This window comes from Rhodococcus sp. NPDC079359 (assembly GCF_040702585.1).
GTDB lineage: Bacteria > Actinomycetota > Actinomycetes > Mycobacteriales > Mycobacteriaceae > Rhodococcoides.
Genome location: NZ_JBFBLH010000004.1, coordinates 446,419 through 461,150 on the forward strand (window position 1 = coordinate 446,419; position 14,732 = coordinate 461,150).

The 14,732-nt window shown below is 64.1% G+C and carries 13 protein-coding genes; 7 read left to right on the forward strand and 6 right to left on the reverse strand.

Features of this window, described 5'->3' with window-relative positions:
- The first annotated feature begins 41 nt into the window (after nucleotides 1–41).
- Complete coding sequence (locus AB0362_RS13310) at nucleotides 42–563, forward strand: DUF1992 domain-containing protein (RefSeq protein WP_317808757.1); 522 nt, start codon at nucleotides 42–44, stop codon at nucleotides 561–563.
- On the opposite strand, the gene AB0362_RS13315 is transcribed toward AB0362_RS13310, so the two are convergent.
- On the reverse strand, nucleotides 547–2,112 hold the full coding sequence (locus AB0362_RS13315; RefSeq protein ID WP_149405409.1) for an NAD-dependent epimerase/dehydratase family protein: 1,566 nt from the start codon (nucleotides 2,110–2,112) through the stop codon (nucleotides 547–549). The genes AB0362_RS13310 and AB0362_RS13315 overlap by 17 nt on opposite strands.
- Complete coding sequence (locus AB0362_RS13320; RefSeq protein WP_317808759.1) at nucleotides 2,109–3,338, reverse strand: aminotransferase class I/II-fold pyridoxal phosphate-dependent enzyme; 1,230 nt, start codon at nucleotides 3,336–3,338, stop codon at nucleotides 2,109–2,111. The genes AB0362_RS13315 and AB0362_RS13320 overlap by 4 nt, the downstream gene beginning before the upstream one ends.
- Nucleotides 3,339–3,685: 347 nt before the next feature.
- Between AB0362_RS13320 and AB0362_RS13325 the strand changes: the two genes are divergently transcribed.
- Entirely contained in the window at nucleotides 3,686–4,804 is a 1,119-nt protein-coding gene (locus AB0362_RS13325) for an acyl-CoA dehydrogenase family protein (protein WP_149405411.1), read from the forward strand.
- Nucleotides 4,805–4,807: 3 nt separating this feature from the next.
- Here the strand turns inward: AB0362_RS13325 and AB0362_RS13330 are convergent, their stop codons facing one another.
- On the reverse strand, nucleotides 4,808–5,413 hold the full coding sequence (locus AB0362_RS13330) for a ribulose 1,5-bisphosphate carboxylase large subunit (RefSeq protein WP_149405412.1): 606 nt from the start codon (nucleotides 5,411–5,413) through the stop codon (nucleotides 4,808–4,810).
- A gap of 54 nt (nucleotides 5,414–5,467) precedes the next feature.
- Here AB0362_RS13330 and AB0362_RS13335 point away from each other — a divergent pair, with 54 nt between their 5' ends.
- The 3 genes from AB0362_RS13335 (at nucleotide 5,468) to AB0362_RS13345 (ending at nucleotide 7,881) form a co-directional block, all read left to right on the forward strand.
- Nucleotides 5,468–6,652, forward strand: a complete 1,185-nt coding sequence (locus AB0362_RS13335) for an NAD(P)H-binding protein (protein ID WP_149405413.1) — start codon at nucleotides 5,468–5,470, stop codon at nucleotides 6,650–6,652.
- Nucleotides 6,652–7,362: a type II CAAX endopeptidase family protein gene (locus AB0362_RS13340; RefSeq protein ID WP_068051435.1), complete on the forward strand. Its 711-nt coding sequence runs from the start codon at nucleotides 6,652–6,654 to the stop codon at nucleotides 7,360–7,362. Before AB0362_RS13335 ends, AB0362_RS13340 begins: the two co-directional genes overlap by 1 nt.
- 81 nt (nucleotides 7,363–7,443) lie before the next feature.
- A complete protein-coding gene (locus tag AB0362_RS13345) occupies nucleotides 7,444–7,881 on the forward strand; it encodes an Lrp/AsnC family transcriptional regulator (RefSeq protein ID WP_032376860.1) in 438 nt (145 codons plus the stop codon).
- Here AB0362_RS13345 and AB0362_RS13350 read toward each other — a convergent pair.
- The gene (locus tag AB0362_RS13350) at nucleotides 7,853–10,567 is read right to left on the reverse strand and encodes a molybdopterin cofactor-binding domain-containing protein (RefSeq protein ID WP_149405414.1); all 2,715 of its coding nucleotides are present in this window, start codon (nucleotides 10,565–10,567) and stop codon (nucleotides 7,853–7,855) included. The two genes, AB0362_RS13345 and AB0362_RS13350, sit on opposite strands and share 29 nt — an antisense overlap.
- Nucleotides 10,564–11,376, reverse strand: a complete 813-nt coding sequence (locus AB0362_RS13355; RefSeq protein ID WP_317808761.1) for an FAD binding domain-containing protein — start codon at nucleotides 11,374–11,376, stop codon at nucleotides 10,564–10,566. Before AB0362_RS13355 ends, AB0362_RS13350 begins: the two co-directional genes overlap by 4 nt.
- 214 nt (nucleotides 11,377–11,590) lie before the next feature.
- Between AB0362_RS13355 and AB0362_RS13360 the strand changes: the two genes are divergently transcribed.
- A complete protein-coding gene (locus AB0362_RS13360; RefSeq protein ID WP_149405416.1) occupies nucleotides 11,591–13,159 on the forward strand; it encodes a PucR family transcriptional regulator in 1,569 nt (522 codons plus the stop codon).
- 9 nt (nucleotides 13,160–13,168) lie between these two features.
- Complete coding sequence (locus AB0362_RS13365; protein ID WP_317808762.1) at nucleotides 13,169–13,801, forward strand: DUF2461 domain-containing protein; 633 nt, start codon at nucleotides 13,169–13,171, stop codon at nucleotides 13,799–13,801.
- Nucleotides 13,802–13,811: 10 nt separating this feature from the next.
- Here AB0362_RS13365 and pucL read toward each other — a convergent pair whose 3' ends face one another.
- Nucleotides 13,812–14,732 (reverse strand): factor-independent urate hydroxylase, encoded by a 921-nt coding sequence (gene pucL, locus AB0362_RS13370; protein WP_094638994.1) that lies wholly within the window; start codon nucleotides 14,730–14,732, stop codon nucleotides 13,812–13,814.

A 14,732-nucleotide genomic window follows, 5' to 3' on the forward strand; every position in this document is an offset into this window, starting at 1 on the left:
GCCGTGGCGCGGACCCCGGCACCGGATCTACAGTCGACGGGGTGACCGAACGCAAGAAGCCAGGAGTCACGTTCGAGTCCTGGGTCGACAAGCAGATTCGCGAGGCGCAGGACAACGGTGCGTTCGAGGGCCTGGAGGGCACCGGCAAGCCGATCCCGGTCGGCGATCCCGGCGACGAGCTGTGGTGGGTGCGGGGCTACCTGAAACGGGAGAACCTGCCCGCCGACGCCTTGCTACCCACCGCATTGCAGCTGCGCAAGGAGATCGAGCGGCTGCCGTCGACATTGATCGGCATTCGGCGCGAGGATTCGGCACGAGAGGTGTTGGACGAGTTGAACGCTCGCATCGTCGACTGGATTCGGTTCCCGACGCCGCCGATCGTGCCGCTCGGCCCGGTGGACGTCGAGAACTGGATGGAGAGCTGGCGGATCAACCGCGCCGAGGTCGACCGACTGGCCCGCGAGCATCGCTCGCAGTCGGCCGAACCCCTGGTTGCAGCGTCCGATACAGCTGGAGCATCGTGGTGGGCGCGCGTCCGTCGGACACTCACCTGGCGGCGGTGAGTCCCGTCGTCGTTGTGCGCAGGGCCAGCGCATCGGCGGCCGTCGACACGAACGGAATGCCGGCTGTTCCGTCGACCCGAATCTTCGACGGCAGCAACCCGTCGGGCCTGGTCGGTTCTTCCATCGTCTTCCAGCCGGTGGCCCGCCTCAGAATCCCGCTGACCAGTGTGTCCTCCACGTGTCGGGTTCCGCTGCGCACGGAGATCGGTGCGGTATCGAGCTCGATTCGAGCGAATCGTAGTGCTGCATCGACGGCCTCGGTGGTCTGCGCTGCCGACGATCGCCCGCGCTGACCGGTGCTCAAGCCGTGCCCGGGTAGATCGAGCACCACAGCATGGACGCCCCCGGCAGCGACGTCCGAGGCCAACGACGTGAGATAGCGTGCATGCACACCGGCGTCGGCGACGAGTACCACCGACTCTCCGGTTCCGACGGATGCTCGATGGATTTCGACGTGCACGCTTCCGCGGCCGGTATCGAGTTGTCGATGCTCCACCTGCAGTGCTGCAACATCCTCGCGACTCAGCGCAACGGCCTCCGATGCCGGGCGCAGTGCCGCTTCGCAGGCAATGCCGCGTGCCAGGGCGTCGCCACGTCGCAGGAGCGACTTGCCTTGCAGCAGAATCATCATCGCTGCACTCTCGTGTGCCGTGAGCGTCGGTGCCCAGCCGGTGGCTCGGCCGAGAGCCGAGGAATCGACGATGGGCTCCCCGGGTGTGACCCACTGCCCGGAAAAGGGTGTCAGGCCGAGTCTGAACGCGACATTGGCGACGTGGGTTGCGGCTTTCTGCGGTACGTCGAACATCAACTGTCCCTGCATCGCAGCCAGTTCGCGCACACCGACCCAGTCCACCGGACCGAGGTTGTACGGGCCGATGAGATCGGTCTTGACTGCGCGGTGGAAGGCGTCGGCCATGTCGTCCTGGTGCAGGAATTGATACGACGCCCGATCCGCCTCCGGGAAGGCACCGATCGGCCCGGTGAACTGGTCGATTCCGTCGTTGGCGAAGTCGGGTCCGACGATGTACGTACACCGCAACATGGAGATGGTCATCTCGCCGGGGTGTCTACGGAGCCACCACTCCGCGTAATGTTCGACCTCGGCCTTGTCGTAGAAGTAATAACGGTTGGGATCGCCTGCGGGATAACTGTTCTCGGTGAGCGGCTCGGGAGCGATGTCGGCACCGTATGCGTTGATGCTCGACGCAATCACCACTCGTGCCACGCCCGCTCGATACGCCGAATCGATGACGTTGCGTGAGCCGCGGAGGTTGATGTCGTGAGTCTCGGCCTTGTCCTTGAGCTCCTCGACCACGAACGCGAGATGCACGACAACGTCGCAACCGGTGAAAATCTCCTCGAGGTCCAATGACCTGATATCGGACCGAAGTGAGGAGAATTTGGGGTCTTCGAGTCGAGCTGGGCGACGAGATATGCCGACTACCGAATCCACCTCGGGATCCTCGAACAACCGCGGTAGTATCGCCGCCGCGAAATCACTCGTTGCCCCGGTGACTGCAACGCGCAGGCCACGGGTGTGCTCACTCATTCGGGCAGCCCTGCCACGGCCTCGATGATCTGTTCCGTGGCGGTCGCCAGTTGCTGCTCGGTGTGCGTGGCCATCACGCACAAGCGAAGCAGTGCACCGGACTTGGGCACGGCGGGATGCAAAGCGGCGCTGGTGAAGATGCCACGGTCGTACAGGTTCTTCCACAGGTTCATGGCTACGAGATCGTCGCCGACGTGGAGAGAGACGATGGGGGAGGCGGTGTCTCCGTACGGGGTGGCGGAGCGGCCTGCCACGTCGAGCCCTGCCGACTGCAATCCGCCGCGCAGGATCTCGGCATTGTCGAGTACGCGCCGAGCTCGATCTTTCCCCTCGTCGCTTCGGATCAGGCGCACGGATGCCAACGCGGCACCCACTGCGGCAGGCACGCCGGAGGTTGTGAACAGAAAAGCGCGGGCCTTGACTCGGAGGGTGTCGATCAAGTCGCTCGAACCGGTGACGAACCCACCGGTGGAGCTGGGGCTCTTCGACAGCGATGCCATCGTGACGTCGACGTCCTTGGAGATGCCGAACAGTTCGGCGGCTCCGGTGAGTTCGGGCCCGTAGATGCCGAGGCTGTGCGCTTCGTCGACCATCAGTGCCGAGTGATAGCGGATGCACAGCTCGGACACCACGTCGAGCGGTGCGAGGTCCCCCTCCATGGAATACAGGCCGTCCACGATGACCAGCACGGCACCGTCGTCGACGACGGGCTGTTGGAGTTTGGCTTCGAAGTCTGCCATGTCGTTGTGCTTGAACTTGACCACCGACGCGCCGGAAAGGGCGCTGCCGTCGCGAATGGATGCATGTGCCGCCGAGTCGACTACGACGGTGTCGCCGGGTCCGACGATTGCACTGATGGTTCCGAGGTTGGTCTGGTACCCGGTGGTGAAGACCAACGCGTCGTCGGTTCCGTGCCACTGGGCAACTTCGTTCTCCAGCTCGAGATGCAGGTCCATCGTGCCGTTGAGCAGCCGACTACCGGTCACCGCGCTTCCGAAGGTGTCCAACGCATGTTGGGCTCCTTCCACTACCTTGGGGTGGTCGGCGATTCCGAGATAGTTGTTGGAGCCGAGCATGAGCTTGTCTTTGCCCTCGACTCGGACGACCGGTGCCACGGCGGACTCCATCCTGCGGAAGTACGGAGCCACATCGGCTTCCCGAACGGCCCGCAGCAAGTCCACGCGCTCGTCGCCGCCGAGTCTCTTCATCAATCTGTTGACAGCCATTATCGACCAGAACTCCTCACAGAGTTGAAATAGAATGTTCGCCAATTTCTCGTTCATTCGGAGCTGTACCGGATAGCGATGGGTATTGATGGAAAGAATATTTCTGTGAACCGATGTACCCATGGATCGAGGATTGCGTCGGATACGGTCGCAATAAGATAATCAAAGTTCTTTTCTCAGGAAAGCTTTACGAAAACTTTTATGTTTCCATTCTCGAAACGTCGGGTACCGTTGATGACCTGGAGAAATTCACCCAGTTCCACCTTCGGAATGCTTGTAGATTCAAGTCCGAATTGCCGTGATCAAAAACTGGTACGAAATCAAAAAGTGACACAAGGAGACGAACAGTGACTGGATTGATGGTGCGTGAGAGGGAAACCCTCGAGAAGTACATGCCGGGTTTGTTGCACTATTTGGACACAACCCCGCTGGACCGACTCGAGGCGCGCGATTCGGACGCGATCGACAAGTTTCGCGAATTCGGCGGCACCGGTTTGGTGGTCCCGGCCGAGCTGGGCGGCCTCGGTGCTCCGGCCATCGATGCGGTCCGCGCACAACGGGCCATCGGGTCTCGCTCGCCCTCTCTCGGTGCCGGAACGACGATGCATCATCTCTCGCTCGCCTCGCTGACGGAGTTCGCTCGCGGTGCCACCGAGGACGATCGCGCGTTGATCAAGGGATTGGTCGAGCAGAAGGCGATCGTTGCTTCTGGATTCTCCGAGGGCGTCACCGGCGGCAGTGTGTTCATTCCGACGATGACCGCCGTCAAGAAGGGCGACAACTACATCGTCAACGGCAGCAAGAAGCCGTGCAGCCTGGCACGATCCATGGATCTGTTGACGTGCAGTGTCGAGATCGACTCCGGTGACCGCGCCGTCGCTCTGATTCCGGCCAGCCTCCCAGGTATGAGCGTGAAGCCGTTCTGGACCACCGATATTCTGGCCGGCGCGCAAAGCGAAGAAGTCCTGCTCGAAGATGTCGAAGTGCCCGCGAGTCTGGTTCTGCCCAACAAAGATGACGATCCCGATGGCGTGCACGAGATGACCGGTTACCTGTGGTTCGGCATGTTGATCTCCGCGAACTACATCGGTGCAGCGACGTCCCTGCTCGAGCGCATGATCGAGCAGGACAAGGGCGATCACGAGGGCTACGTTCGAGCGGCGGCCGAACTGGAGACATCCATGGCGGCCATCGAGAACGTGGCCCGCGCTTTCGACGAAGGTGAACGCGGACAAGATATCTCGGTGAGGTTGTTGTTCAACCGCATCGCCATTCGCGACGCTCTGGTGCGGAGCAGTTCCGCTGCGATCGAGTCACTCGGCGGAATCGGATTCATCAAGTCACCCGAAATCGCTTACGTCGCAGCGGCATTGCATGCCTTCGCTTTCCACCCGCCGTCACGGCGATCGATTTCGGAGACCCTCGCCCGTTTCCATGCGGGTGAAGACTTCGCCTTCGTCAAGTAGCAGTTACTGCTCGGCGTCTCGTTCCTCGTCGGCTAGCTTGTCCTCACCGCGATTGCGGAAGAACTTGAATCCCGGAATGCCGATGACCGCACGTCGAACGTCCTTGGTGACTCCGAGGAGCTCGTGAATCTCGGGGGACACCGTGTCGAGGGTGGCGAGAATGGGAAGCAGCGCTTCCATGTGATCGAGGAGTCCGGGGAGCTGATCGACCATCGCGATCGCGGCGTCGACTTCCTCCTCGGACAGGTTGTCGACGAACTTGCGGGCCATGGGCTCGGACTTCTTGGCGATGGGATCGAACAACTCGATCAGCTCCAGCGCGGTGTGTGAGGCGACCGACGCCGACGCGACCACCTCGTCCGCGGCCCCGGTTGTCCGCTGCACGCTGGCGACCACGGCGTCGGCGGAGTCGATCACGTGATCGATACGTGTCATCAACATCTCAATGCGCGTCAGCAGTGCTTCGATTCGGCCGGGCAGGGTAAGCGCGAAAGCGGTCGTGGTGAGCATCCAGCCCGCACCGGCCCGCGCGACCGCGACTCCTCGCCGGAGCACAGTTTCGGTACCGAGGGGATCGGGGAGAACCACACCTGCCAAGACCAGAGCCATAGGAGCGACAATGCCACACCGACACAACGCCCCGAGTGCCGTTAGCCTCGAAGCATGAGAGCTCTCGTCACCGGTGCCAGCGGGTACATCGGGTCGCGGTTGGTGGCAGCTCTGCTGGCCGACGAGTTCGAGGTCGTCGTCGGCTCCCGAACGCCGGACAACCTGCGGACCTTCGACTTCTTCGACTCCGTCACCGCAGTCTCGCTCGATGTCACCGACGAACAGTCCTGCGCTGCCGCGTTCGCGCAGTCCGGCGACATCGACGTGGCCTATTACCTCGTGCATGCCATCGGCGAGTCCGATTACCGCGCGCAGGACCGGCGGTCTGCCGAGCAGTTCGCCGCGGCGGCGGCGCGGGCGGGAGTACGCCGAATCGTCTACCTCGGTGGTTTCGTACCCGATGACGACCAGCTGTCGGAGCACCTCGCGAGCCGGGCGGACGTCGGCGAGGCTCTGACGGTGGACGGCGTCGAGTTGGTCTGGCTCAGAGCGGCCATCGTCCTGGGTGCAGGTTCGACGTCGTACGAGATGTTGCGCTACCTCGCCGACCGCTTGCCGGTGCTGCCGCTGCCGAGCTGGCTCGCCGAGCCCGTGCAGCCCATTGCCGTGGACGACGTGCTGCACTATCTGCTCTCAAGCGCCGACACCGATGCAGTCCCGGCGGGTTCCTACGACATCGGTGGGCCGGATGTGGTGCCGTATCGAGATCTGGTGTTCGCGTATGTCGAAGCTGCCGGCCTCCAGCGCATCGGCGTTCCGGTGCCGCTGGTGCCGACCTCGCTCGCAGGCAAGGTCATCGGAAAGATCATTCCGGTTCCCGCGGGACTCGCCGAAGATCTCGTCGGGTCGCTGCACAACACGATGACGACGTCGGAGAGTCGGATTCGTGAACTCGTGCCCGACCCTCCCCGAGGTCTCACCACGATTGCCGACGCCATGGCCCGTAGTGTGCGGGGAATGGTCGGTGACCCTCCCGGTGTGTGTGCGCTGAAGGATCCGCTTCGGCTCGCGAGCACCGATGCGGCCTGGAGCGGCGGTGACGCTCTGGGGATCAGACGTCGCGGTGTCGCGGCATCCTCGGACCGCACCTGGGGGTTGATCGAAGCCCTCGGCGGGCGTCGACTGCTGTACGCCAAGCCCGTCGCGGCAGCGGTGCGCACCAATCTCGACGTGATAGCCGACGTGAATCGACGCGCGAGGTCGGCCGTACGCCGACTGACCGATACCGAGGAGGCGTGATGGGAACGTGGTCCACGACCGCGCTCAACGTGATGAAGTCCGCTCTGGTCGATCCGGTCGAGCGCGATCACCGACAGTCCGACGCTGCGTTTCGCAAGCGCCGAATCGTCGTGATGATCACTTTGGTGATCGGCGCGACGGTGCTGTACTTCTCGCTCAAGACGGAGCCGGGTGACCCGACATTCTATGCGCTGACGCTGGTGCTGGCCGCAGTCTGGACGATCGGTGGATTTGCGTCCGGACCACTGCACCTGGGCCGTATCCAGGTCGGCGGGTCGATCAGACGGCCGATCGTCACCCCCATCCTGATCGGACTCGCCGTGGGCGGAGTCTTCTTGCTCGGCGGACTCGTGGTTCGGCAGATTCCTCCGCTGGCCGACTTCACCGAGAACGTGCTCGCACACGCCCGGGTGGGGTCACTGGTTCTGATCGTCTTCATCGCGCTGCTCAACGGCGTCGCCGAGGAGATCTTCTTCCGGGGAGCCCTGTACTCGGCCATCGGGGTCAAGCATCCGGTGATCATCTCCACCGTCATCTACGCCATTGCCACCCTCGCGTCGGGCAACCCGATGCTCGGCTTCGCCGCAGTGCTGCTGGGCTACGTGATGGGCCTGCAACGGCGCGCGTCCGGCGGAATTCTGGCACCGATTCTCACGCACGTCAGTTGGTCGGCGGTCATGGTCCTCGCCCTACCCCCTCTGTTCCTGTGAAAAAGAGGCACAAGCACCGATTCGACCAGCAGAAACGGATGTGGCCGCTGATTCGTCTCGGATCTGGGCTACATTGCGCAGGTGAGTGAAAATCTCGATCGCGTCGATCGCTTGATCATCGACGAGCTTGTCTCCGACGGACGCGCTACTTTGGCGACGTTGGCGGAGAAGGCTTCCCTGTCCGTGTCCGCCGTTCAATCGAGGGTTCGACGGCTGGAGTCCCGGCGCGTCATCCGTGGATACACGGCCCAGGTCGATCCGGAGGCCCTCGGCCGTCCGCTGTCGGCATTCGTCGCCATCACTCCGATCGATCCGGCCCAACCGGACGATGCCCCCGCCAGGTTGAAGCATCTGTCGGCCATCGAGTCGTGTCACTCGGTTGCCGGTGAGGAAAGCTACGTTCTGCTGGTGCGAGTCGAATCGCCGAGGGCGCTCGAACGCCTGCTGCAGGAGATCCGGGCAACCGCCAACGTGCAGACGCGCAGCACGATCATTCTGCAGACGTTCTACGACCGCTGACTGTCCGCCAGACGCGGTCCGACGACATGGGTAGGTCGTACAGCCGGGCACCGACGGCGTCGCGAATGGCGTTGGCCAAAGCCGGTGCCACGGGGTTGTACGGAGACTCGCTCATCGACTTCGCGCCGAACGGGCCCAGACGGTCGTAGGTGTCGGCGAACAGAACTTCGGTGCGAGGAATGTCCGCGAACTGCGGAACGTGGTAGCTACGAATCGAATCGGTGGTGACCAGACCGGCACCGTCGGTGCGGATCTCCTCGTACAGCGCGCTTCCGATCGCCTGTGCGACGCCGCCCTCGACCTGACCACGGCACTGTTGCGGGTTCATCACGGTTCCGGCGTCCGCGCTCTGCACCGACTGCAGTATTTTCACGGTGCCGGTGTCCTCGTGCACCGCCACCCGGAACGCGTGCACGTTGAAGGCGAGCGAACGCGGCAGCCCGCCACTGTTGCCTGCGGTGACGAGGGTGCCTCCCGCCATCGCCAGAATGTCGTCGAGGGTGACGAAGCGATCTCCGCAGCGCACGCCCTCCGGTCCGAGTGTGCAGTCCGAATTTCGGTGTCCGGTCGCCGTGGCGGCCAGATCCAGGATCCGAGCCGACATCGCGCGAACCGCCGCATACAGGGCCTTGCCTGCCACCACGGTGCCCGCCGAACCGAATGCGCCCGTGTCGTAGGTGACCGAGTCGGTGTCGGATTGATCGACTCCGATGCGGTCGACGGACGTGCCCAGTTCGCTCGCCGCGATCTGAGTGTGGACGGTGGTGGTTCCGTTGCCGAATTCCGCAGTCCCGACGCGTATCTCGTACCGCCCCTCGGGTAGCAGTGCCACCGAGGTCTCGGCGCGGTGGCCGCGCGGGGGAATGGTCGCGATCATGGCCACCGCCATTCCTTCGCCCACCTTCCAGCCCGCCGGTGCGTGCTCGCCGTTGCCTCGTCGCAGAGCGGCTTCGGCAAGGTCGATGCATTGATCGAGGCCGTAGCTGCCGAACTGCAGGTCGTCTCCCTCGTGGTGGGCGGCGACGATGTCGTCGCCGGGGACGATCACGTTGCGTCTGCGGAACTCGAACGGATCGACGTCGATCTCTCGCGCCAGATCGTCCATCGCCGATTCGATCGCGAACATCACCTGTCCCAACCCGTAGCCGCGGAAAGCTCCGGACGGGATGTTGTTGGTGTACACCGTCTTTGCGTCGACCCGTTTGTTGGCGCACCGGTAGATCGCCACCGACTCGCCGCAGCCGTGGAACATCACACCGGCACTGTGGTTCCCATAGGCACCGGCGTCGGTGAGAACGTCGATCGACAGGGCGGTCAGCGTGCCGTCGGCGCTCGCGGCGGCCGTGACGTCGACGCGGAACGGATGACGGCACGGTGCCACGGTGAACTCGTCCGTGCGCGTGAACTCGAACTGCACCGGTCGACCGGTACGCAGTACCGCCAGCGCCACCACGTCCTCGGTGAGCAACTCCTGCTTGCCTCCGAACCCGCCGCCGACGCGCGCGGTGAACACGCGAACACGATCGCGTGCCAAACCGAAGATCTCGCAGATCTCGTCGCGCACCAGAAAAGGAACCTGAGTGCTGGTGCGTAGATTCAGTTTTCCGGTCTCGTCCAACCAACCGATGGTGCCGTGGGTTTCCAGGTGCACGTGCTGAATCCGCTGCGTGGTCCAGCGGCCGGTGACCACCGCCGCCGCGTCGCGAACGGCAGCGTCGACGTCCCCGGTACTGCCGTGCAGCTCGGCCACCAGATTGCGAGACGGATCCGCGATTCGCGCCGTCGCGTCCTTGTCGCCGTGGATCTTCGGCGCATCGGCTGCGAGCGAGGACTCCGGATCGAACACTGCCGGCAGCACGTCGTACTCGACGACAAGAGCGCGGCACCCTTCTTCGGCCGCCGCAACCGATTCTGCGACCACGATCGCCACTCGCTGGCCGATGAAGCGCACAACGGTATCGAGCACACGGGTGTCGTCCGGATCGTCGACGCGGCGGTCGTGGCGGGCCGTCGAGAATGCCGTCGCCGGACTGTCTTTCGCAGTCAGGATCAGGTGCACCCCCGGCACCTGCTCTGCCGCGGTGGTATCGACGGAAACGATCCGGGCATGCGCGTGTGGACTTCCGAGAACAGTGGCGTGCAGCAACCCGGCAGGGGTGTGGTCGAGTGTGTAGGGCTCGGTTCCGGTGACGATGCGCGTGCTGGCGGGTGCCGCGAGCGACCGTCCACACGCCGGACCTTCGACGGACTTCTCGGTGTTGACCACCCCGCAGACGGCGTCGGACACGGCGCGATATCCGGTGCAGCGACACAGGTTTCCCTTCAGCCGTTCGGGAAGCTCGTCCAGATCTTCCTCGGTCAGCGTCGAGGCGGTGACGACCATTCCCGCAGTGCAGAATCCGCACTGGAAACCGGCGGCTTCGACGAATCGGCTCTGCATCGGATGGAGGTCGTCCGGTGTACCGAGCCCCGCGACGGTGGTGACGGACCGGTCGGCGGCACGGAACGCGGGAAAGATGCACGAGTGCACCGGTTCGCCGTCGACGAGCACCGAGCATGCGCCGCAGTCGCCTGCGTCGCACCCTTTCTTCACCTCGAAGTGGTCGTGTTCACGGAGCAGGGTGCGCAGGCACTGACCGGGCCGCGGAGTGACATCGGTCGGCACACCGTTGATGTCTACGATCATGACAACTCCTCGCGAATCTGCTGCGCTGCAGTGCAACTGATGTGTCGACGCCAGTCCGGAGCCCCGTGGGGGTCGTCGTACCAGTGCTGGAGACCGATGGTGGAAGCGAGCGCGTCGTCGAGTTCGGCCGCCGTCGGCAGGCCGGGGAAGCGCAGAACGAACGGACGGACGGTCGACGCGCTGACGGTCAGAACGAATTCGCCGCCGTCGTCGACCCGTCCGATCACCACGGCGGCCGATCGCCCGAGCGGTGACAGTGCGAGCTTGCGCATCGCCGTTCTGGACTGGAGCGCGTGCAGCGGAATATCGATGCTGCGCAGCACGTCTCCCGGTCGAAGGGCGTTGGCGTGCGGGCCCGTGACCAGATCTTCGATGGCGATGCGGTAGTCGTGATCGGGCCCATCACCCGACCACACCTGCCCGACACCGTCGAGAGCGGCGGTCAACGAGATCATCGCTCCAGCAGGCAGGGCCAGCGCGATGTTGCCGCCGACGGTGGCGGTCTTCCAGATCTTGAACGAGGCCAACAACGCCGCTGCGCAGCGGGGGAACAATGCGGTGGCCGGCCACGAAGAGGAGTAGCGCGCCAAAGTCTCGATGGTGCAGGTGGCAGCGATCTCGAGCCCGGTCTCGGTGACGGTCAACGGCTCCCAGCCCAAGGCGGTGACATCGACGAGGGTGGCCAAGTGGTCCTGCTTCTCGGAGAACAGCCAGGTACCGCCGGCAAGGACGGCGGTGTCCGCGCGTCCGGGCGGAAGGTCCGCGCGGGAGCCGGGAAGCAGAATGTCGTCGACAGTGCCGAGATCCATGGCCTTCGTTCACCTCGTTCTCGCCGGCAGATCCACCACGCCGACAGATCCAACACCCGATGTGTCCCCTCGAACTGTAGTGAGTATCTGTTACCGATCTTCGGTCGTTCGGCGATACGCCCGAAACTCGCACGAAACAACCCACACATACTGTTTTTCCTACGAGCTCAGCTGTTTCGAGCACGCTCAGCGAGGGCCGGGGGGAGGAACAGCAGTGCAGGTCAAGGACTTGCTCGACGCCACGCAGCTCGGCATTCGATTGCTCACCTCCGATACCGACGCCCTCGGCCGCACGCTGCGTTGGACCTACACGACCGATCTGCCCGATCCGTCGCGCTACATCGCGGGTGGCGAGCTGGTCATCACCGGTCTCGTATGGCATCGAACGCCCGCGGACAGTGAGATGTTCGTCAGGGCCGTCGCCGAATCGGGGGCTTCGGCACTGGCCGCCGGTGAAGGCTTGCTCGGCCACGTTCCACCCGACCTGATCGACGCATGCGAGCGGCACGGACTACCCCTGCTCGCGGTACCCGAGACCGTCTCGTTCGGCGAGGTGACGGAGTTTCTCGTCGGCCGTGTCACCGGAGATCGCATAGCCTCGCTGAACAGCTCGCTCGTTCGGCAACGCCAGCTGCTCACCGCGATCGCAGACGGCAGAGCGCTCGACGAGTTGGCCCTGCACACATCGAGGGAAACCGGGATGGCGTGTCTGATCTTCACGGCGACCGGACGCCGGCTGGTGGCCGAGGTCTCGGCGTTCTCCGATGCCGACGTCGATACTCTGACGCACGCTGCGCTGTCCTCCGAAAGGCTGCCCACGACAACCACTCTCAGTGACGGAGGTGTGTACAGCATCTTCGGTGTCGGGCCTGCGCTCGCGCAGCGGACCACACGATGGTTCCTCGCGGTGGCGGGAGACATGGCGACGTTCCCACCCGCCATCGCCGATGCGTTCGGCCAGCTCGCGGCCATCGCCGCGCTCGATCGTGCTCGACGCGAGGAGGGGCGACTGGTCCGACGCGAAATCGCCGACCAGGCAGTGGCGTTGATCGAGGCCGACAGCACCAGACCCGAAGCCCTGACGCGGCTGCGTCAGGCAGGTGTCGACCCGGACCGCTCGCTGGTCGTCGTCAGGGTCGTTCACAGCGGACGGATCGACCTGCGCGAGATGCTGCGTACGGTTCTCAGCGACACACTCACCTCCTTCGGTGGAGGATGCGTCGGGTGCAGCACGCACGGCGACATCGTCGCTGTCGTGAACACCGACGATCCTGATTTCACACAGACACTGCGAACTCGATTGACTCGCTTGGGCTCCGGCATCGGGCACAGCCGTCTGCTCGTGGGGGTCAGCTCCGAGGCAACCGGCATCACCATCGACGGCGCGCTGCGGTCGGCCCGGCACGCACTCGAAGTCAGCAGACAAGGGTCGAGCCCGGTGACCGTCACCGCGGGTGCGCAACTGACCTCGGCGGTGTCGATGCTCTCGGCCCTGCCGGACGACGTGCGTCGGTCGTTCGTCGAACACGTACTCGCTCCACTGCTCGACTACGACCGGCGCACCGATGCCGGACTCACCGACACCCTCCGCGAATTCCTGGCGACCGGTGGATCGTGGAACCGGACGGCCGAGTCGTTGCACGTCCACCTCAACACCGTGCGGTACCGAATCAAGCGAGTGGAGGAGTTGCTGGGCCGGGATCTGAATTCCACCTCGGACCGGCTCGATGTCTACCTCGCGCTTCAATCCATCCCTCGTTCGTCGGCCACCGGGGCCGCATAGGATCGAGGAATGACTGGCTTCACCGGAATACCCTTCGCTGCCCTGGACTTCTACGAGGACCTCGAAGCCGACAACAGCAAGCTCTGGTGGAGCGAGCACAAGGAGGTCTACGACAGCGCGGTCAAGGGGCCGATGACAGCATTGCTCGCGACCCTCAAACCGGAATTCGGCAGCGCCAAGGTGTTTCGCCCCTACCGCGATGTCCGTTTCTCGAAGGACAAGACGCCGTACAAGACCCATCAGGGTGGATTCCTCGCTCGTGGGGACAGTCTAGGCTACTACGTCCAGATCGACCCCGCCGGCTTGTTCGTCGCAGGCGGCTTCTACAACTCCTCGACCGAGGGTGTCGCCCGCTACCGCCGCACCGTCGACGACGACGTCCGCGGTGCCGAACTCGAGCGAATTCTGGCGACGCTGACCAAGGCCGGATACGAGATCGGCGGCGACAAGCTCAAGACCAAGCCGCGGGGATACGAGCTGGAACACCCGCGCATCGACCTGTTGCGCCACAAGTCACTCACCGCGGGCAAGCATTTCGGCTCACCCGCGTGGCTGGAGACACCCAAGGCCGCCACGAAGGTGCGCGATGCCTGGCGAGCCCTGACCCCGTTGGTGGAGTGGACTGCGGCGCTGCACACGTGAGCGCAGCGCTCTATCCGACGACAGAGTATGTCCGCCAGGCACTTCCGGCGTCCGGGGCATCCTCACGCTCGACGGTTGCCTGAATCAGACCGTACGGCCGATCGTCCGCGTTGAACACCTCGAGATTGTTCTCGATGCCGAACCTGCCCAGGTCGTAGACGAAGTGATGCTTGTTCGGTGCGGACATCGTGATCTCTGCGATGAACGGATACTTCTCCAGCACCGCCTCGCCCATGGCGTACAGAGTCTGCTGGAGGGCCAGCGACTGCAGATTGGCGAACCGCTCGATCATCGCCGCCTTCACACCCGCGTACACGGCGTCCCACTCGACGTCGGTGGTGGTGTATCGCCACTGCGCGGTCAGCGATGTCGCCATCACGCGGTCGGTGGTGGGTTCGAGAATCGTCAGGTCATCTTCGAGGAATCCGTGGAATTCCGAGCCCGTGGACTTGAGAATCACCATCTCTTTGAAGCCGCTGATCACCCACGTCTGCTGCGCGTCGCCCTTACCCTCGACGGTCACCGCCGACGTACGGATCTCCTCACCCTTGCGGGTCCACGTGTGATCGTGCTCGACGCCGTCGATCACCGCGCGAGCCCAGGCGTACTCCTCGAGTTCGATGCGGGCCCCTTCGACGGGTTCCACATCGTCGACGAAGTGCCGAGCGAGATCGAGGCCGTAGCTCTCCAGATGCAGCAACCCCTTGGTCTTCGCGTACGCGTACGCGGTCTGCTTCTGGGTGTCGGTGGGAAGCACATTGGACTGATCTCCCACCAGATGCGCGGGCGAGAAGTCGCCGCGCAGGGCGCTCGACACGTTGATGTCGTGGATCTCGTGCCGGGGAGAGTCGCGATAGATCCGCACCACGCGGTTCTCCGCCTTGCCGTACTGATTGGATCCGAGGACGATCTTTCCGGTCAGGTCGGTCAT